Annotated in this window: 15 protein-coding genes; 8 read left to right on the top strand and 7 right to left on the bottom strand. The window is 70.2% G+C overall.

The annotated features are described in order from the left end of the window. Positions 1-72 precede the first annotated feature (72 nt). A complete protein-coding gene (locus SS2_RS15015; protein WP_369405220.1) occupies positions 73-852 on the top strand; it encodes a DUF3027 domain-containing protein in 780 nt (259 codons plus the stop codon). A 24-nt stretch (positions 853-876) separates the two neighbouring features. Beyond that, positions 877-3927, top strand: coding sequence for a sacsin N-terminal ATP-binding-like domain-containing protein (locus SS2_RS15010; RefSeq protein WP_066465505.1), 3051 nt, complete (start codon positions 877-879; stop codon positions 3925-3927). Here SS2_RS15010 and SS2_RS15005 read toward each other — a convergent pair. Beyond that, positions 3917-4516 carry an arsenate reductase/protein-tyrosine-phosphatase family protein gene (locus SS2_RS15005; protein ID WP_066465500.1) on the bottom strand — a complete coding sequence of 200 codons (600 nt, stop codon included), beginning with the start codon at positions 4514-4516 and terminating at the stop codon, positions 3917-3919. The two genes, SS2_RS15010 and SS2_RS15005, sit on opposite strands and share 11 nt — an antisense overlap. A gap of 145 nt (positions 4517-4661) precedes the next feature. On the opposite strand from SS2_RS15005, the gene SS2_RS15000 reads away from it, so the two are divergent. After that, a complete protein-coding gene (locus tag SS2_RS15000) occupies positions 4662-6557 on the top strand; it encodes a DUF4012 domain-containing protein (RefSeq protein WP_169796314.1) in 1896 nt (631 codons plus the stop codon). 65 nt (positions 6558-6622) lie between these two features. Continuing rightward, positions 6623-7153: an LAVTG motif-containing sortase-dependent surface protein gene (locus SS2_RS14995; protein ID WP_066465496.1), complete on the top strand. Its 531-nt coding sequence runs from the start codon at positions 6623-6625 to the stop codon at positions 7151-7153. 181 nt (positions 7154-7334) lie between these two features. Here the strand turns inward: SS2_RS14995 and SS2_RS14990 are convergent, their stop codons facing one another. After that, a complete protein-coding gene (locus SS2_RS14990; protein ID WP_083942286.1) occupies positions 7335-8969 on the bottom strand; it encodes a tyrosine-protein kinase domain-containing protein in 1635 nt (544 codons plus the stop codon). A gap of 136 nt (positions 8970-9105) precedes the next feature. Here SS2_RS14990 and SS2_RS14985 point away from each other — a divergent pair, with 136 nt between their 5' ends. Continuing rightward, positions 9106-9672 carry a CAP domain-containing protein gene (locus SS2_RS14985; RefSeq protein WP_066465495.1) on the top strand — a complete coding sequence of 189 codons (567 nt, stop codon included), beginning with the start codon at positions 9106-9108 and terminating at the stop codon, positions 9670-9672. Here SS2_RS14985 and SS2_RS14980 read toward each other — a convergent pair. From SS2_RS14980 to flgN, 5 genes are read right to left on the bottom strand one after another with little or no spacing between them, the layout of a single operon-like run. Beyond that, positions 9659-10891 (bottom strand): EAL and HDOD domain-containing protein, encoded by a 1233-nt coding sequence (locus tag SS2_RS14980; protein ID WP_066465494.1) that lies wholly within the window; start codon positions 10889-10891, stop codon positions 9659-9661. The two genes, SS2_RS14985 and SS2_RS14980, sit on opposite strands and share 14 nt — an antisense overlap. Positions 10892-10932: 41 nt before the next feature. Beyond that, entirely contained in the window at positions 10933-11319 is a 387-nt protein-coding gene (locus tag SS2_RS14975) for a flagellar assembly protein FliW (RefSeq protein ID WP_066465492.1), read from the bottom strand. Then, a complete protein-coding gene (gene flgL, locus SS2_RS14970; RefSeq protein ID WP_066465490.1) occupies positions 11316-12224 on the bottom strand; it encodes a flagellar hook-associated protein FlgL in 909 nt (302 codons plus the stop codon). The genes SS2_RS14975 and flgL overlap by 4 nt, the downstream gene beginning before the upstream one ends. Beyond that, positions 12221-13639, bottom strand: coding sequence for a flagellar hook-associated protein FlgK (gene flgK, locus SS2_RS14965; protein WP_066465489.1), 1419 nt, complete (start codon positions 13637-13639; stop codon positions 12221-12223). Before flgK ends, flgL begins: the two co-directional genes overlap by 4 nt. Positions 13640-13645: 6 nt before the next feature. Then, positions 13646-14128, bottom strand: coding sequence for a flagellar export chaperone FlgN (gene flgN, locus SS2_RS14960; protein WP_066465488.1), 483 nt, complete (start codon positions 14126-14128; stop codon positions 13646-13648). Positions 14129-14487: 359 nt separating this feature from the next. Here flgN and SS2_RS14955 point away from each other — a divergent pair, with 359 nt between their 5' ends. From SS2_RS14955 to fliD, 3 genes are all read left to right on the top strand, one after another. Further along, positions 14488-15372 (top strand): sigma-70 family RNA polymerase sigma factor, encoded by an 885-nt coding sequence (locus SS2_RS14955; RefSeq protein WP_066465487.1) that lies wholly within the window; start codon positions 14488-14490, stop codon positions 15370-15372. A gap of 150 nt (positions 15373-15522) precedes the next feature. Beyond that, positions 15523-16737 (top strand): flagellin N-terminal helical domain-containing protein, encoded by a 1215-nt coding sequence (locus tag SS2_RS14950; RefSeq protein WP_066465485.1) that lies wholly within the window; start codon positions 15523-15525, stop codon positions 16735-16737. A gap of 190 nt (positions 16738-16927) precedes the next feature. Beyond that, a complete protein-coding gene (fliD, locus tag SS2_RS14945) occupies positions 16928-18313 on the top strand; it encodes a flagellar filament capping protein FliD (RefSeq protein ID WP_066465483.1) in 1386 nt (461 codons plus the stop codon). Positions 18314-18352: the final 39 nt, after the last annotated feature.

The raw sequence follows: 18352 nt of genomic DNA, 5'->3' as shown, positions 1-18352 counted from the left end.
ATGTCAGCAGCACCTGCCACCGGCTCGGCCCCGCGAACGCGGGCGTCTCGGCCAAAGCCAGACGCCGTCCTTATGGGGGCCGTCGAGGTTGCACTCCACGCTGCCCAGGAGACGGCTGAGCACCCCTCGGACGTCGGTGAGCACCTCGGTGCCACGATGGACGCGGACCGGCTCGTCTCGCACAGCTTCGCGTGCACCATGCGCGGCTACCGGGGATGGCACTGGACGGTCACCCTGGCCCGGGCTCCCCGGGCGAAGAACGCCACGGTGTGCGAGGTCGAGCTCCTTCCGGGCGACGACGCGATCCTCGCCCCTGAGTGGCTGCCGTGGTCGGAGCGCCTGCGCCCCGGCGACATCGGTCCTGGCGACGTGCTGCCCTTCCAGCCGGACGACCCACGCCTGGAGCCGGGCTACACCCCGACCGGTGACGAGGAAGAAGATCGCGTCGCGATCGAGGAGCTGGCTCTGGCCCGCGTCCGCGTCCTGTCACCCGAGGGCCGCAACGAGGCCGCGCAGCGCTGGTACGAGGGCTCTCACGGCCCCACGACCCCCGGCGCCATCCAGTCCGCTGCCGGCTGTGGGACCTGCGGTTTCTTGGTCCCGCTGCAGGGCGCGCTGGGCCAGGTCTTCGGCGTGTGCGTCAACGAGTGGTCGCCCGACGACGGCAAGGTCGTCTCCTACGACCACGGCTGCGGGGCGCACTCGGAGACGGACGTCCCGGCTCACCCCACCGACTGGCCGGACTCCGCCCCGGTGATCAACGAGATGCAGCTCGAGATCGTCGAGCAGGTCGTCGTGCCGGCCGACGCAGAGCAGGCTCCGGCAGAGCAGGCCCCGGCAGCCGAGCAGTGACCCGTCGGCCATGACGAGCCACCGATGACGACCGACCCGTTCAGGACCGCCGAGCTGCGCTCGGCGGTCCTGACTGCGTGGGAGCGGTCACCGGCCCGGTTCCGCGAGGACGCGAACACCGAGGAGGACCACGCGACCGGTTACTACCGGGACCGCGTGATCGTCGAGCTCGCCCAGAACGCCGCCGACGCCGCGGCCCGGGCAGGTGTGGCTGGTCGCCTCGTGCTCCGGCTCGTCGAGGACGCCCACGGCGTCCGTCTCATCGCTGCGAACACCGGCACCGGCCTGGACGCCGACGGTGTCGCGTCGCTGTCCTCGCTGCGCGCCTCCGCGAAGACCGGTGCGACGGCCGGCGCGACGACTTACGCGACGACCGACGCAACCCCGGCGGCGAGTGCCGGGGCCGTCGGGCGCTTCGGCGTCGGGTTCGCCGCGGTGCGGTCCGTCTCCGACGACATCACGGTCGCCTCCCGCGAGGGCGGTGTGCGGTTCAGCCTGGACCAGAGCCGTCCGGCGCTGGCCGGGATACCAGCCCTGGCCCAGCAGATCGACGCCCGCGGTCTCGCGCTCCCCGTCCTGCGCCTGCCCTTCCCCGCGCCCGCCCACCAGCCCGGCGCTGAAGCGACCGTCGGCACCACCGACCTCGCCGACCTCGCCGACCTCGACACCGTCGTCACCCTCGTCCTGCGCGACGCGACGGCCGTCGGTGCGGTCCGCCAGCAGCTCGCCGCGGTCGACGACGCGCTCCTGCTCGCCTTGCCCGCCCTCGCCGTCATCGAGGTCGACGACGGCCACGAGCGGCGCGAGCTGAGCGACGCCCAGTCCCGGTGGATCTCGGTGACCCGCACCGGGGCCGTGCCCGCGGACCTCTTGGCGCACCGCCCGGTCGAGGAACGGGCTCGCACGCAGTGGGCGGTGACCTGGGCATACCCGCGCGACCCGAGCCGCCCGGTGACCGGGGCCGTGGTGCACGCGCCCACCCCGACCGACGAGCCGCTCTCGCTCCCGGCTCTGCTCCTGGCCACCTTCCCGCTCGATCCCTCGCGCCGGCACGTCGCCGAGGGACCGCTCGCGCAGTTCGTCGTCCGCGCCGCAGCCGAGGCGTTCGGCGAGCTGGCCCGGCAGGTGCCGGACCCCCTGGACCTCGTCCCCACGGGGCTGCCCCGCGGGCGCCTGGACGCCGAGCTGTGCGACGCGACGATCTCCGAGCTGCGTGCCGCTCCAGTGTTCTCCGGGCGTCTGGCCACCGACCTGACAGTCATCGACGGCGAGAGCAGCCCCGCCCTGGTCGCCGCGCTGGCCCGCACGGGTCTCGGGGTGATCGAGGTGGATCGCCGCCGGCTGAGCGCTGCCCGGCTGCTCGGCATGCAGGTGCGAACCCTGGCTGACATCGTCGACGCGCTGCCCGACGGCCTGACCCCGGGGCAGTGGCGCGACCTCTACGACGCCCTTGCCCCCTCTGCTGACGACCGACCCGTCCGCGAGGCTCTCGACGCGATCCTCGTCCCCTGCGCCGACGGCGGCACCGTCCGCGGCGCGCACGGGCTGGTGCTGAGCCAGAGCGCCGAACCACCAGCGCTCGACGGGCTCCGCGTGGTCCACCCGGGCGCCGCACACCCGTTGCTGCGCCGCCTCGGCGCCCTGCCGGACGACGACCCTGCCGTGCTGGCGCTGCCAGCAGTGGAGCGGGCGGTGCGCCGGGCAGCCGAGGAGCTGCTGGGCCACGACGTCGAGGAGTCGGACGAGACGGACGACGTCACCGCCGTGCTGATGCTCGTCGAGCGCGTGGTCGCCGGCCATGACCTCGCCCCGGCAGACCTCCCGAGCTGGCTCTCCCTCGTGCCGCTGCCGGACGAGGACGGCACCTGGCAGCGCGCGGAGGAGCTGTCGTGGCCCGGCAGCTGGGCGGACGACCATCTCGACCTCGCCGTCGTGGACCCGGCGAGCCTCGTGCGCCTGACCGAGGCCACCGCGCGGGTGCTCGGCGTCCGCTTCGCGCTCTCGGCTCAGCTCGTCGCGCCCGACGCCGCAGAGGTCTCGCTACCGGGGTGGTCCGACTACGAGGACTACCTCGAGTCCGTGCTCGGGCCGGACGAGATCGTCGATGCGGTCTGGAGCGTCGCCGACCTCGACGTCGTCGAGGACGACGCCTGGCCGGCAGTGATGGACCTGCTCGCCCGCGACGCAGACCTCCACCGGGCGCTGGGCACCGGCGTACGGGCCGGGACGGGCGGAGCCCACGAGGCGCTGTCCTATCCGGCCTGGTACCTGCGGGACACCTTCGGGGCGCCGTGGGCCACCGGTGAGGCGCAGGCGGTGGCGGCCATCCTCCCGCCGCGCCCTGCCGAGCTCGACCAGCTCACCGACCCCGCGCTCCTCCGGGTGCTGGGAGGAGTGAGCACCGACGCAGACCTGGCCAGCTTCCTGGCCCCCGCGGACCCGGTGGCCTGGGACGGCTTCTTCGCCGCGCTCGGCGAGACGACGCCGGGCACCGCCGTCGACCTGGCGCTGGCCCGCGTGGTGTGGGGAGCGCTCGAGCATGCCTGCGCCGCCGGGCTCGAGCTCGACCGGTTGCCCGACGCCCTCATCGCTCTGCACGGCGCGACCGCCCGGATCACCGCAGCCGAGGAGGTGGTCGTCACCGACCAGCCGATGTGGGCGCAGGTGCGTGCGGTGGTCCCGGTGACCGGACCGCACCGCGTCAGCGCAGTGGCCGATGCGCTGGACTGCGAGGTGCCCGACGCAGCGGGTGCCTCCGTCCACGGCGACGTCGACGGGACCGCCGAGCCCCAAGTCCGCGACGTCCCCGGATGGATCGGCACGCTCGTGCCCGGCGTGCCGGGACAGTGGGCCGAGCACGCTCAGCTCAGCGTCGACGGCCGTGACGTCGACTGGTGGGTCGCCGCGGACGGTGGGCTGCACGTGCGCGCGGGCGCGCCGGCGTCGGCCCCGGCCCGGGCCTGCGCACAGGCCGCGGGCCGGTGGGCCGATCGCTATCTGCTCGAGATCGCGTTGCGCGACGGGCAGCGCCACGGCGACCTGGTCGCCGGGAGCGCGTGGGACATCACCCTCTGACGGTCGCCGCGATCTGACGCACGGCGGGTGCGAGCTCGGCGAAGGACTGCGCGTACACCGTCTCCGACCTCCCGTACGGGTCCACGACGTCGTCGTCGTCGGGAGTGCTGGGACGCTGCCCGCGCTGAGCCGCGGCCAGCGGGAGCAGCGCAGCGAGCCGCTCGGCGGGCGTGCCGGGTCCGAGGTCGCCCGGCGCCACGCCCGCTGCGAGGCGCGCGAGCTCGCGGACGGTGAAGGTCCGGCGGACCGCACCCGGGAACAGCTCGACGATCCGCGAGCGGTGCTCCCGGGTCAGCGCGAGCACGAGCCGAGACTCGCGCAGCATGGCCTCGGTCAGCTGGCGGGCGGCAAAGCCCTCGGGGGACACGCCGTCCGCGACCAGGAGGCGGGCCATGTCCGCGGGGATCGCCGACCCGACCATGGCGCGGGTCCCGGCGGACCGCACCTCGATGCCAGACGCCGGACCGAGCGCCGCGCCCAGCAGCCTCTCGACGGCGGGGGAGCGGCAGATGTTTCCGGTGCATACCGCGAGAACGGTGAACGGGGCGACGGGGACGGGCTCGGGCACGGCAGGCTCCAGTTCTGTCATCCAAGAGGTCCAGATGGGGCCGCGCTGCGGCGCCCCCGGGGACGGGGCTCTAGTGTCCCGCACCTGACGACCGCCCAGGTCACACCAGGTCACCGCTACACTCGCGGTGCCTGTACGCCCGATGACAGACCACCTGGAGACCGCCATGACGCACGAGAAGTGGGGCAGCCAGTGGCAGATTCCCGAGGGGGCCGGTCGCAGCCCGGTCCAGTCCACCGGATCGACCCACGCCCCCACGCGGCGACACGCCCGTAAGCGTCGGCGTGGAACCGCACGCCGGGTGCTGCTCACCGCGACCGGGGTGCTGGTACTGGTGATCGGCTGGGGCGCATGGTTGGCGGCTGACGGACTGAGCGCCTACGACGACCTGCGGGAGGCAGCAGGGCTGGTCTCGACCTTCGAGGAGCAGGCGCTGGCTGGCGACGTCACCACGAGCTCAGCAACTCTCGCTGATCTCCAGGGACACGCGACTGCAGCCCGTGACGCGTTGCACGGTCCGCAGTGGTGGCTCGCCACGAAGATTCCGCGTCTGGGGGAGAACGTGGTCGCCGTGCAGGTGGTCAGCGAGGTCGTCGATGACCTCTCCCAGCGCACCCTGCCCTCTCTGCTCGAGGTGCTCGACCAGGTGGACCCGGGGTCCTTCGCGCTCGTCGACGGTCGCCTCGACCTCGCGCCCATCGCGGCTGCCGCACCCACCGTGCTCGCCGCCCAGGCGTCCGTCCGCGACCAGCTGGCGCGCATCGACGCGCTCCCCGCGACCGGTCTGCTCACAGCCGTCGCTGAGCCCGTCGCGGACCTGAGCAGTCAGCTCGCCCGGGTGGACTCGACCATGAAGACGGCCGTCAAGGCCGTCGTGCTGCTGCCCGCCATGCTCGGCGCCGAGGGGCCGCGCGACTATCTGCTGCTCGTCCAGAACACTGCCGAACCGCGCGCGACTGGGGGGATCCCCGGGTCGGTGCTGCTGCTGCGCGCCGACGCCGGCGCGGTCACCATCGTCGACCAGCGCTCCGGCGGGGATCTCGGCAACCTGCCCGCCCCGGTCGTCGAGCTGAGCGCCGAGGAGCTGTCATTGTTCGGCACCAACCTCGGGGCTGACATGCGAGACGTGAACTTCACCCCCGACTTCCCCCGCTCGGCGCAGATCGCAGCGTCGATCTGGTCCCAGGAGGTGGGCGGGGAGGTCGACGGGGTCGTGTCCATGGACCCCGGCACGCTGGCGCTGGTGCTGGGGGCCACCGGCCCGGTCCCGATGCCACCCGGCCCCGTCGCGCGGGTGGCCGGTGACACGCTGACCGCTGAGAATGCGAGCCAGGTGCTGCTCAACCAGGTCTACCTGAGCATCTTCGACCCGGCTGCGCAGGACCTGTTCTTCAACGCGACGGCCGCGACGGTCTTCGCCGCCGCCGCCTCGGGCCAGGGGGACCCCTCGGCGATGGTCGACGCGCTCGTCCAGGCGGCTGACCAGGACAGGCTCATGGTCTGGTCCGCGCACGAGGACGAGCAGGTGCACCTCACCGGCACGGTGATCTCCGGGGACCTTCGCGGCGCCGACGGCGACTCGCCCGTGCTGGGCGTCTATCTCAACGACGGCACCGCAGCGAAGATGGGCCACTACCTCCGGGCGGAGGTCAGCGTGGGCAGTGACGTGTGCGTCGCCGGCGCGCGCACGGTCACCGTGGACGTCACCCTGACCAGCACGGCGCCGGCGGATGCAGCGGACCTGCCCTCGTACCTGACCGGGGGTGGCAACGTGGTCCCGGAGGGGGAGGTGCGGACGAACGTCCTCCTCTACGCACCTGAGGGTGGACTGATCGATGCGGTCCGAGTCAGTGACGGACCGCAGGGGTTCTCGTCCCACGTCCACGACGGGCTCGCGGTCGCTGTCGTGACGACACAACTCATACCCGGAGCGTCGGTGACGATCAGTTATGACGTGACGACCGGGCATCTGCCCGGGCCGATCTCAATTCGGGCAACTCCGCTCGAAGACCTGTGGGTGAAGACTACCGATTTAGTACCCAAATGTGGCTCTGACGTGTAGTGTTACCAGGGAAATCACTCTCCGTCGTCGTGTCTCGACGGGCCTTCAAGCAAGGGACCATCCGCATGAACCGTCGTTCTGTCCTGATCGCGACCGCGGCACTGTCGCTCATCGCCCTTCCCTCCGCCGCCATGGCTTACGAGGCTCCCGGCGTGACCGTCAGGGTCACCGACGCGACGCCTTCGCTCTCGGCCCCGGTCACGATGACCATCACCGGCGCGCTGGCCAACGGTCCGGTCACGCTGACCGTGACCTCGAACCCGGCCTCGCTGTCCAACGACCAGATCACCATCGCCGGGACCAAGTCCCTGACGAAGAACGCTGACGCCAACGGCGTGGCGACCTTCACGGTGAGCTTCGGCACGGCTGGCGTCTTCACCGCCGTCGCCACCGACGCCGCGGGCAACTCGCTCGGCGACCAGGTCCTCACCGTTGCCGGCGGTGGCGCATCCACCACCACGGCGACCGACACCGGCTCGCTGCCTGTCACCGGATCGAACGCTCCCGCCCTCGTCATGGGCGCCAGCGCGCTCGTCGTCGTCGGTGGTGGCGCGGTCGTCCTGACCCGTCGTCGTCAGGCTTCGCAGAACGCCTGATCGTCCCCGATCAGTCACACGGAAGGGCCTGAGCTCCCCTGGGAGCTCAGGCCCTTCTGCGTACCCGCGGCATGTGCACGCGTGGTCACCAGAGCACAAACTCACCAGGGCACAGACAACGACGCCGTGGTGCACCGAGAGATCCGGTGCGCCACGGCGTCGTCGTGCCTGCTGCGGTGGGTCAGCGCCCCATCGGGGCGCCGGGCCAGGTGCGTGGTTCCTCAGGCTCGTCCTGCATCAAGGTCTCCAACGACGCGATCGTGTGGGACTCCGGCATGCGCCGGGACCGCTGGGCCACACTGACGCGCTCTGGGTGCGAGCCGCCCTCCGCCGTCGGGTGCGAGGCCGGCTGGCCGGCCGGTTCGCCGGTCCTGGCCTTGACGGCCGGCCTACGGGCCGGCTGCGCCGTCTTGCGAGCGTTCCGCTGTGCGGACTTGCCTGCTGACCTGGGTGTCTTCTTCGTCTCGACGTCGAGCGGGGCGTAGTCGTAGTACGCGTACCCCTGACCCTTCTTGTGGGTGAGCCGATTGACCACCAGGCCGAGGACCCGGGCACCGACGGTGTCGAGGGCACGCATGGACTCCCCGAGCTGCTGACGGTTGACGGAGTTGGCTCCCACGACGACCAGCGCACCGCCAGTGATCCGGGAGAGCACAGCAGCGTCGGTGACCGGAAGCAGCGGCGGGGTGTCGATGAGCACCATGTCATAGCTGTTGCTCAGGGACTCCAGCAGGTTCGCCATCGAGGTCGACCCGAGCAGCTCGCTGGGGTTCGGCGGGATCTGCCCGGAGGGCAGCACGTGGAGGTTGCCGTTGCCCCAGGGCTGGACGACGTCCTCGACGCTCGCCCGGCCGATGAGCACCGTCGTCAGGCCGACGTTGCCCTCGATGCCCATGTAGGGCGCGACCGACGGGCGGCGCAGGTCGGCGTCGACCAGGATGACGCGCGCGCCGGCGTCGGCCAGGGTGATGGCGAGGTTGATGGAGGTCGTGGACTTTCCTTCGCCCGGGAGGGAGGAGGTGACGACGATGGTGCGCGGTCGCCCTGCGATGTCGAGGAACTGCAGGTTGGTGCGCAGCCGGCGGAAGGCCTCCGCCCGCTGGCTCTGGGGGTGGCTCTGCACGATGAGCGGGTGGTCGGGGGCGTCCTCGTCGTAGTCGATCTTGCCGATGATCGAGGAGTCGGTGACCTGGCGGATGTGCGCCTCTGTCCGGATGCCGGTGTCGAGCACCTCGCGCAGCACCGCGATGCCGACGCCGAGGGCCAGACCGACCAGCAAACCGAGCGCGATGTTGAGCTTGGTGTTGGGGGCCGAGGGCACGGTCGGCGCCGTCGCCAGGCGGACCGGGCTGATCTTCACCGGGGAGGCGTCGTCGTCGGGCTTCTCCAGCTCGGTGACCTGAGTCGCCAGGGAGTCAGCAGTCGCGTTGGCGATGTCGCTGGCGACCTGAGGGTCCTCGTCGGTCGCGGTGATGTTGATGAGCACCGTGTCCAGAGGCGAGCTCGCGCTGATCGCCTTGGCGAGCTCGTCCGGCGTGGTCGCCAGGTTGAGGTGCTCGATGACCGGGGTCAGCACCCGCGGGCTGGTCACGAGGTCGGTGTAGGACTTGACCTGCTTCTGGGTGAAGCTGCTCCCCTGGAGGAGGTCGTTGGTCGACCCGCCGGTACGCACGGAGACGAACACCTGGGCGCGAGCCTCATAGGTGGGTGTGGTGACGAGGGAGACTGCCAGACCTGCTGCTGCGGCCAGGACCGTGATGACCGCGATGGAGACCCACCGCGCTCGGAGGATCTTGATGTAGTCCTGAAGTTCCACGCGCAGCTGCTCCTGGGTCGGTTCGGCTCTCCGGCCGAAGCCGTGACGAAGGTTGATTCTCTCATGGTGGCCCCGTCGAATCGGGTCCCGCTCGCCGGGGAACGACGTCCTCGTGGCGAGTGTCTATGCTGTCTCGGTGACTCTCTCGACGCGTGGGCTCGTTCTCAACGGTGCAGGTGAGAGCTCTGCGAGGCCCTGGCGCCTGGCCGCGCTGACCATCGCGCTGGTGATGCTCGCCGGCTGCGCGGGCGGCGACGGCGAAGGGCCGCCCCCGCCGGCGACGCCAACCCACGAGACGGTGCTGGGCTCGCCGGAGGAGTACGCGGCAGCGCTGGTCGAGGAGACCAACCGCGCCCGAACCGCCCTGGGCCTGCCGGCGATGTCCGTCTCCGAGTGCGCTGCCGAGCAGGGCGCTGTGCGCGCCCGTGCCCTTGCCGACGCCGGCGAGGAGCTTGAGCACGCTCCGCTCGGGCCGGTGACGCAAGCCTGCCAGCCGGCGGCGATGGCCGGGGAGAACCTCAGCCGGGCGAGCCTGGGACCGGAGGCGGTCGTCGACGCATGGATGGGGTCTCCGGGGCACCGGGAGAACATCGTGACTCCCGAGTTCACCGAGGTGGGAGTCTCCTGCGTCGTGAGCGACGGCGCAGGAGGCGAGCAGATGCTCTGCTCCCAGATCTTCCTCGGTGAGCTCACGCCGGGTTGAGCTGGCGCACCGTCTCCAGCGCCCACGGCAACGCCGTGAGGTAGGCCCGGGCGACCTGCTCCTCGGTCCAGCCGGTCGCGGCGATGGCTGCGGAGTCCCCCTGCTCGTGGGCGATGACGGCCGCCAGGGTCTCCCCGAGCGGTCCCTCCATGCTCTCCAGGGCGGCGGCGACCTCCTGGGAGACGAGCGCCTTCTCCACCAGGACGTGCACGGGGATGCCGGTCTCCTCCGAGAAGGCCGAGAGCAGCCCGACCGTGTACCCGGTGTCGTCACCGACCAGCTCGCGGCAGGCCGCCGCACGTGCCAGCAGGAACCACAGCGCGTCCATCTGCTGCACGCGGGAGCTGATGAGCGAGGCCATGACGAGCGTGGTCAGGCGGGTGGGGCCGAGCATGACGATCGCGTGGTGCAGCGAGTCCACCCGCTGCGGCAGCCCGATGGCCACGGAGTTCACCAGGTGCAGCACCCGGACGGCCATCTCCGGGTCGCTCGAGAGGACCTCGGCGATGCGGCCGGTGTCCACCTCGGGAGCCGAGAGCAGCCGCACGACCTCCAGGCACTGGATCTCTCCGGCGTCGAGGGCTCGCGCTTCCACGGGCTTGGTGTGCTGGTAGATGGATCCCATGATGTAGTCCACGCCGAAGCTCCAGGCCTGCGCGGGGCCGAGCTTGCCCTGGACGTTCTCGGCGATGACGCTCACGCCGGCGTTCTGGGCGATCTGAACCAGGCCCGGCACGTCGAGGTCGGCCACGGACACGTCGATCATCACGTGGGTGACGAAGGGCAGCAACGCGCGCTGGCCGGGCTCGTCGGCGAAGTCCACGAGGATCGAGGGCACACGACGCTCGCGCAGCGCGATGACGTTCTCCGCGCCGTCGGCACGGCGCACGATGCTCGGGTGGAGCAGCAGCCCGACGCCGCCGGAGCTCGGCGGGATGGACTCCTCGCCGGCGAGCATCTCCGGGGAGGACCAGATGAAGGCGGGCCGGTCGGCGACGTACTTCTCGAGGTCGACCGTGCGGTACGCCTGGTGCAAGGCCTCGGAGCGGTGCTCGGGCTCCAGGCTCGGGGTCACGATGGGCAGAGCGTAGGCGAGGACCTGGCGCCGGCGGTCGACGATGGCCAGTCGGCTGAACACCGGCGTCGGGGCGTGCTCGGAGGCATGCTTGGCCGGCGCGGCGTAGGTGTCAGCGTGCGACAGGGAACTCGGGTGGCTCATGGAACTCCTCGATGGGTGTGGCACAGGGCCGGTAGTCGAGCTCAGGCGGCGACGAGCGGGGCTCGCAGGGGCCAGGTGGCCCCGTCGAGGATGACCTGCTGGGCGTGCCCGGTCGAAGTGTTGAGGACGAGCGGGGCGAGCAGGTTGGCGGTCGCCTGGGTCGCACCCGAGCGCGGGGTGACGATGACGAGCACGGCGCAGCGTGCGTCGTCGGCATCGAGGTGCAGGGCAGCCAGGACCGACGGGTCGATGGTGGGGGAGTACTCCTGGAAGTACGGTTCGGGGCGCATGAGGAACAACCGCGTCGGGTCTGCTCCGGTGCCGCGCAGCGCGAAGAGGTGGCCGTTGGTGTCGAGGGGGTCGAGCGTGAAGCGTGTCCCTGCGGACAGTCCCGTGAGCGGCTCGACGAGCGTGACGTCGGTGATCACCGCAGGTAGTCCAGCAGGCTCGGCTGCAGCACCCGTGACGTCGCGCCGAGGGCGGCCTGGTAGGCGACCTCCTGCATCTGGAGCTCGATGAGGGTCTGCGCGAGGTCGATGTCCTCGACACCGGAGATGTCGCTCTTGAGGGTCATGATCTTGGTGGTCAGGTTCTCCTGGGCGACGGTCAGCTGGTTGGTGCGTGCGCCGACGCTGGCCGCCTGGCTGAGCATCGAGGCCATGCGGGAGTCGATCTTGTCGATGCCGGAGGCCACGTCACCGTTGGGGTCCCGCAACGTCTTCACGATGTCGGAGAGCACCGCGAAGACGGTGGGGTCGGCCGAGTTGGGGTCGGTGTCCGAGCCGAAGGCCTTGGACCCGTCCGTGTCGACCCGGACCGTGGTCCCGGTGCCCACCCGGCGTTCGACGGCGCCGCCCGCTCCGGCGAAGGTGTACACGCCATCGGTCTCGGTGAACGCGGCGCCGTCGGCGGTGCCGGCGAAGACCGAGCGTCCGAGGAAGGTGGTGTTGGCCTGGCCGGCGAGCGCGCGGGTGATGCCCTCGAGCTCGACCGCGATCGCCTCGCGGCTCTCCGCGTTCATCGCACCGGTGTTGGCTCCCTGGACGACGAGGTCGCGTGCCCGCTGCAGGAAGGCGACCGACGTCGTCAGCGCCGTGTCCGTCGTGTTCAGCCAGCTCACGCCGTCCTGGACGTTGCGGGCGAACTGCGTCGCGGCCCGCTCTTCCTTGCGCAGCGCCATCGCGTCGGCGGCCTTGGCCGGGTCGTCGGAGGCCTTGGTGATGAGCTTGCCGCTGGACGCCTGCGCCTGCAGGTTCGCCATCTTGGTGAGGTTGGCCTGCAGGTTCGCCAGCGAGGTCCGCTGGGTGGACTGGTGCGTGACGCGAGTGATCATCGGCCAACGACTCCTGTTCGGTTGATGAGCTGGTCGAGCATCTCGTCGATCGTGGTCATGACGCGGGCGGCGCCCTGGTAGGCGCGCTGGAAGGAGAGCAGGTTGATGCTCTCCTCGTCCTGGTCCACGGCGGCCTGGGCGAGCTGGAGGCTCTCGGCGGTCATGCGGGCGACCTCGGAGACCGTGGCGCTCTGCAGCGCGGCCTTGGCCTTGACGCCGGTGGTCACGACGAAGCTGGACCACACCGTGTCCGGCGCGTCCTTGTCCTTGGAGTCGCCGATCATGGAGATGAGGTTGGCGATCGAGGAGTCGTTGGGGCCGAGCGTCGGGTCCCCGGTGGAGATCTGGGTGGTGTCGGTGATGGCGACCGTGAGGCCGAGGGCTGCGGGGGCTCCGGCCGTCAGGGAGAAGAAGTCGCCTCCGGGGGTGCCCTGGGCGTGGAGGGTGTTGACGGAGGCTGCGAGCTTGGCGGCCAGCGCGTTGTACGACTCCGCGGCCTGGGCCAGCAGTCCGCCTGTGCCCTGGGCGTCGGCCGGAGCCAGCACACTGAGCACTCCCGCGAGCTGGCCGCCTTCGAGGGCGGCCGAGCTGCCAGCGGGCACCCGGTCCCACTCGACGCGGACCGCGTTGCCGGCGGCGCCGACCATCTCGGTGCTCCCGGTGAGCTTGAGCTTGTTCGCGGTGACGCCGGCCACGAGGGTGTTGCCGGCGACGTTGACGTCCACTGTGCCGTCCTCGCGGTGGCGCACCGTCGCTCCGGCCAGGGCCGAGAGCGACGTGGTCAGGACGTTACGTGCGTCGATGAGCTCGTTGGCGTTGCCGCCGGAGACCGAGATCGAGCGGATCTTGTCGTTGAGCTCGGCGACCGCTGAGGCGGTGGAGTTGATGTCGGAGACCAACGACTCGGCCTTGGACCGGGTCTGGTCCCACTGGGTCACCACTGCGGTGTACCCGGTCGCGATGGAGCGCTGCACCGAGTTCGCGCCCTCCAGCAGCACCTGCCCGACGGCGGCGCTGCCCGGGGACGTGGCTACGTCCTGCCAGGTGGCCCAGAAGTCGTCGAGCTGCTTGGCGATCCCGTTGGTGCCGGGCTCGGCGATCGTGGACTCGAGGCGCTTGTAGGCGTCGGTGCGAGCGGTCAGGTAGGAGGCCGACGACGTGGTGGTGCGGACCCGGGCGTCCATGAACAGGTCGCCGAGACGGGACACGCTCGTCGCCTGGACGCCGTTGCCGATGAGGCTGCCCTGAGAGAAGAGCGTGGCACCCTGCCCGGCGCTGACGGCCGCCATGTCCAACCGCTGCCGGGTGTAGCCCGGGGTGTTGACGTTGGCGATGTTCTGCCCGGCGATCTCAAGGGCCTGGCGCTGGGTGGTCAGGGAGGAGAGGGCGGTGGACAGGCCGGAGAAGGTGCTCATGGGGTCTCAGAATTTCTGGTCGAGGATGCGGGCGGTGACCTCGTGCTGGGCGGCTGAGCCAGTCGCATCGTACGTCTGGGAGTCGTGCTGGAGGTTCGCCAGTGCCTCCTGGGTGGCACGGTGCGAGGTGGAGATGAGCTCACGGTTGCCGGCCGCGAGGGCGTCGATCTGCGTGGTCAGCTCGAGGAAGGCCTGGCGGTGCGCGCGCAGCAGCTCGTCCCACGGGCTCGGCGCGGCCTCGGCCAGCTCGTGCAGGCTGCGGCCGGGCTCCAGGCCCAGGCTGCGGGCGACGGCGTCGGACTCCACGGAGCGACCGAGCTCGACCTCACGGATCTGCTCGAGGACGTTCTCCACCTCACGGGTGGCATGGCCGAGCCAGCGGGTCTTCCCGTTGGTGAGGAGCAGCTGCTCCTCCTCGAGCTTGAAGAGCAGAAGCTCAAGGAGCTGGCGTTCGCGCCAGAGGACGCTGGTCAGCGCTTGCAGGGTCATGAAGGCTTCGCTCCTTGTCGTGATCGTTGGTGCAGTGATGCCTACACCATGCACATCGGTAGATCCGCTGCGGCCATGAGGTGTTCGGGCATGCTGATGTCACCTGGGCGGCCAGGATCCCATGAGTGCGCGGCGTAGACGAGGTGGTGGCCATGCCCATTGTCCGCCTCGCGGTCGGCTGACCGGGTTGGTAAGCGTTTACGCAGGTCAGCGAGGGATGGCATGAAACCGCTGTCAGGCGAGACGAGGCCCCATGGGGACTTCTCCCCATTGCCAAGACTGCGTGATCACTTTGTGGAGCGGGTGAAAACGATTGCTCAAGGTTGAACTAATCCGCCGTACCCCCGATATTGGTTGACATGCAGCCCTTGGACGCAGACCAGGCATCTCTGGTCACCCAGAACCTCCCGCTGATCGGGTACCACGTCAGCGAGCTGCTCATGCGCGTCCCCAGCCATGTCTCTCGGGACGAGCTGGCGTCGGCGGGAGCGTTGGCGCTGGTCCAAGCTGCGCGAGCGTACGACGTGACCACCGGTGTGCCGTTCAACCGCTATGCCGCGATCCGGATCAAGGGCGCCATGGTCGATGAGCTCCGGTCGATGGACTGGGTCACCCGAGGTGCTCGCCAGCGGGCCCGGCGCCTGACCTCCGTCGCCGACGACCTCACTGCCGACCTCGGCCGGACCCCGACCCGCACCGAGCTGGCTGCGGCTCTCGGCGTCGACGTCAGCGAGGTGGACAGCGCTCGCGAGCACGCTGCGACCCGGGTGCTCAGCCTCGAGGGCTACGACGGCGCGCTTGCCGAGGTTCTGCCGGCCCGCGAGGTGGGACCGGAGGAGACCGTGATCGTCGACGAGCGTCTGCGCTACCTGCGCGCCGCAGTCGAGACACTTCCGGAGCGGCTGCGGGTCGTCGTCGAGCAGGTGTTCTTCCACGACCGGTCGGTGACAGATATCGCCAAGGACCTGGGCGTCACGCAGTCTCGGGTTAGCCAGCTACGTGCGGAGGCGATGCTGCTCCTGCGGGACGGGCTCAACACCCACCTCGACCCCGCGATGGTCCCTGCGGCGGCTCAGCCCGAAGGTGTGGCTCAGCGGCGCCGCGAGACGTACTTCGCCGCGATCGCGGAGCGCGCCACCCGCAACGCATCCAGTGTCGCGATCGCCGGGATGGCGGTCGCGGGTGCGGCCCTCGACGGGGCTGTCGAGGCGGGCGGGCAGCCCGGGCTCATCGCCGTCGGCTGACGCCCCCTAGAGCGTGTGAGGCACCGAAGAACCTCTGCGGAAAAGTTCTTCAGAAAAGTTCTCATGTGAACGTGGGCGGGGCCGATAGGACGGGTGGCAGCCCACGGACGGGCGCCTCTGTTCGGCCCCCTTTCACGGAAGAAGATCATCATGGGTCTCTCGATCAACCAGAACATCGCGGCAGTCAACTCCTACCGCAACCTCTCCAACACCCAGAACGACCTGAGCAAGTCGCTCGAGAAGCTCTCCTCCGGTTTCCGCATCAACCGTGCAGCCGACGACGCTGCCGGCCTCGCGATCTCCGAGGGCCTGCGCTCACAGGTCGGTGGCCTCAAGGTCGCCGCCCGCAACGCCCAGGACGGCATCTCCGTGGTGCAGACCGCTGAAGGCGCACTCACCGAGGTCCACGCGATCCTGCAGCGCGTGCGTGACCTGGCCGTCCAGGGCGCCAACGACTCGAACAACACCAAGGCTCGCGAGAACATCCAGACCGAGTCCGACAGCCTCGTCTCCGAGCTGGACCGCATCGGCAAGTCGACGAACTTCAACGGAACCAACCTGCTCGATGGTTCCCAGACCAAGCTGACCTTCCAGGTCGGCGCTGGCGCAGACAGCAACAGCCAGATCACGGTCGACCTGTCCGGTGCAAGTGTCACTGGGGTTGCGACTGCACTCAAGAGCGGCTCCACCGCCGCCACGGGTACCTCCTTCGACATTGCTGCAGTGAGTGCACTCACCACTGGTGCAGCGACCTTCACCAGCACCAAGGGCGGCCCCCTTCCCACCGATCCTGCGACAGCCACCACGGTCACTACCGGGACGCTGGACTTCGGCAAGGTCGGTACCGTGCCCAACACGACCGTCACGAGCGTGGAGGACTACGCGAACGCTCTCCGTTCTGACGCGAACTTCGCAGCCAACTTCACGGTCTCGGTGAACAAGGACGCTAACGGCGCCGGTACCGGGATCACCGTGAAGGCCAACGACGGTGGCAAGGTTGCTATCACGGCTCCGGGTGTCGGTATCGCCGCTGCCACCGCTCCTGGCACCAGCGCGGGTTCGGGTCTCAAGTTCGACTCCGCCGCCAACGCGCAGGACTCGATCAAGCTCATCGACGCTCAGATCGAGAAGGTTTCGACCGCTCGTGCAGGCCTGGGTGCCGTGCAGAACCGCCTCGAGCACACCATCAAGAATGTCAACGTCGCGGTCGAGAACCTCTCGGCTTCCGAGTCGCGCATCCGCGACACGGACATGGCCTCCGAGATGGTCAGCTTCACCCGTGCCCAGATCCTCTCGCAGGCTGGCACGGCGATGCTCGCGCAGGCCAACCAGATCCCCCAGGGCGTGCTCTCGCTCCTGCGTTGATCCGGTCAGCACTGACTGAGTCGAAGCACCACCGCGCCACTGCATCACAGTTCGACTGAACGACCGCAGCATCGACCGGCGGTGGGGGGACAGGCAGTCCCGCCACCGCCGGTCGGCTTTCGCGGCACGGCACGACCATGCTGCTCCCGCCGTGGGGCATGCACGACGACACTGGAGACAGGAGCACCTCATGGCAGGGATGGGCATCGACGGACTGGTCAGCGGGCTGGACACCACGGCGCTGATCACCCAGCTCATGCAGGTCGAGGCGATGCCCCAGACCCTGCTCAAGTCGAAGGTCACCAGCACCCAGTCCTTCATCACCGCTCTCCAAGGCCTCAACACCCGGGTGGCCTCCCTCGCCGATGCGGCCAAGGCTGCGGCGAAGCCCACCTCCTGGGACGCCGTGACCGCTACGAGCTCGGGGAAGTCGGTGACCGCGACGGCCACCTCAGGGGCGCAGGCCTCCTCGCTGAGCTTCAGCGTCGACAAGCTGGCCTCCGCGCAGACCTCCGTCAGCGGCACCGTCACCACCCTGGAGAGTCTGCTCGGCGATCCGCTCCCGTCCAGCGTCACGCTCGCCACAGGCAGCGGCGCGACCGCCAAGGCGACCGTCGTCGACCTCACGGACGTCACCGACCTCGCGGGCTTCGCCGCCAAGCTCAACACGGCCGACACGGGCATCACCGCGAGCGTGGTGAAGATCTCCGAGACCGAGTCCCGCCTGCAGCTCACCGCGAAGAACACCGGCGCGGTCGCCGCCTTCGATCTGCACGTGGGCACCGTAGCCGAGGCGGACATCCAGGCGGGTACGGCACCGGCTCCGCTCATCGGCCGTGCCGGCGCGATCGTGGCGGCCGGCGACGCGCAGATCACCCTGTGGGGCAACCAGCCGGTGACCTCCGCGACCAACACCTTCTCCGACGTGCTCGGCGGCGTGAGCATCACCGTCTCCGCCCTCGAGCCGACGCCTGTCACCGTGACGGTGGCCCGCGACAACACGGCCCTGAAGAAGCTCGCCTCCGACCTCGTCGGTGCGGTGGGCGTGGTGCTGTCCGAGATCAAGTCCCGCACCGCGACCACCACGACCACAGCCTCTGATGGCGGGACCGTCATCACCGCTGGTGTGCTGGGTGGTGACAGCGCGACCCGGTCGCTCAACCAGGCGATCGTCTCTGCTGTCTCGTATCCCGTCGACGGGTTCTCGCCCTCCGAGGTCGGGATCGTCATCGGCAAGGACGGGACCTTCACCTTCGATGAGGCTAAGTTCACCGCCGCCATGGCCGCTGACCCGGCCAAGGTCCAGCGGATCGTCTCAGGCGTGGCCGAGCGCGTCGCCGAGGTCGCGACGCGCGCCTCGGACAAGATCGACGGCAGCCTCACCCAGAAGATCGTCAACCAGGAGAGCTTCAGCAAGAACCTGTCCTCGCAGGTCGAGGACTGGGACCGGCGTCTCGCAGTGCGCAAGGAAGGCCTGCAGAAGACGTACTCAGCCCTCGAGGTCACTCTCAGCGGCCTCAACGCGCAGTCCTCGTGGCTCGCCGGCCAGCTCGCCGGCCTCTCGTCGTCGAGCTGATCCAGAGTCCTCATACCCGCTCACCCGGAGCCGATAGGT

This window comes from Sanguibacter suarezii NBRC 16159 (assembly GCF_001552735.1).
Lineage (GTDB): Bacteria > Actinomycetota > Actinomycetes > Actinomycetales > Cellulomonadaceae > Sanguibacter > Sanguibacter suarezii.
Note: the sequence above shows the minus strand (reverse complement) of the source record. Positions and strands in the feature narration are given on the sequence as shown.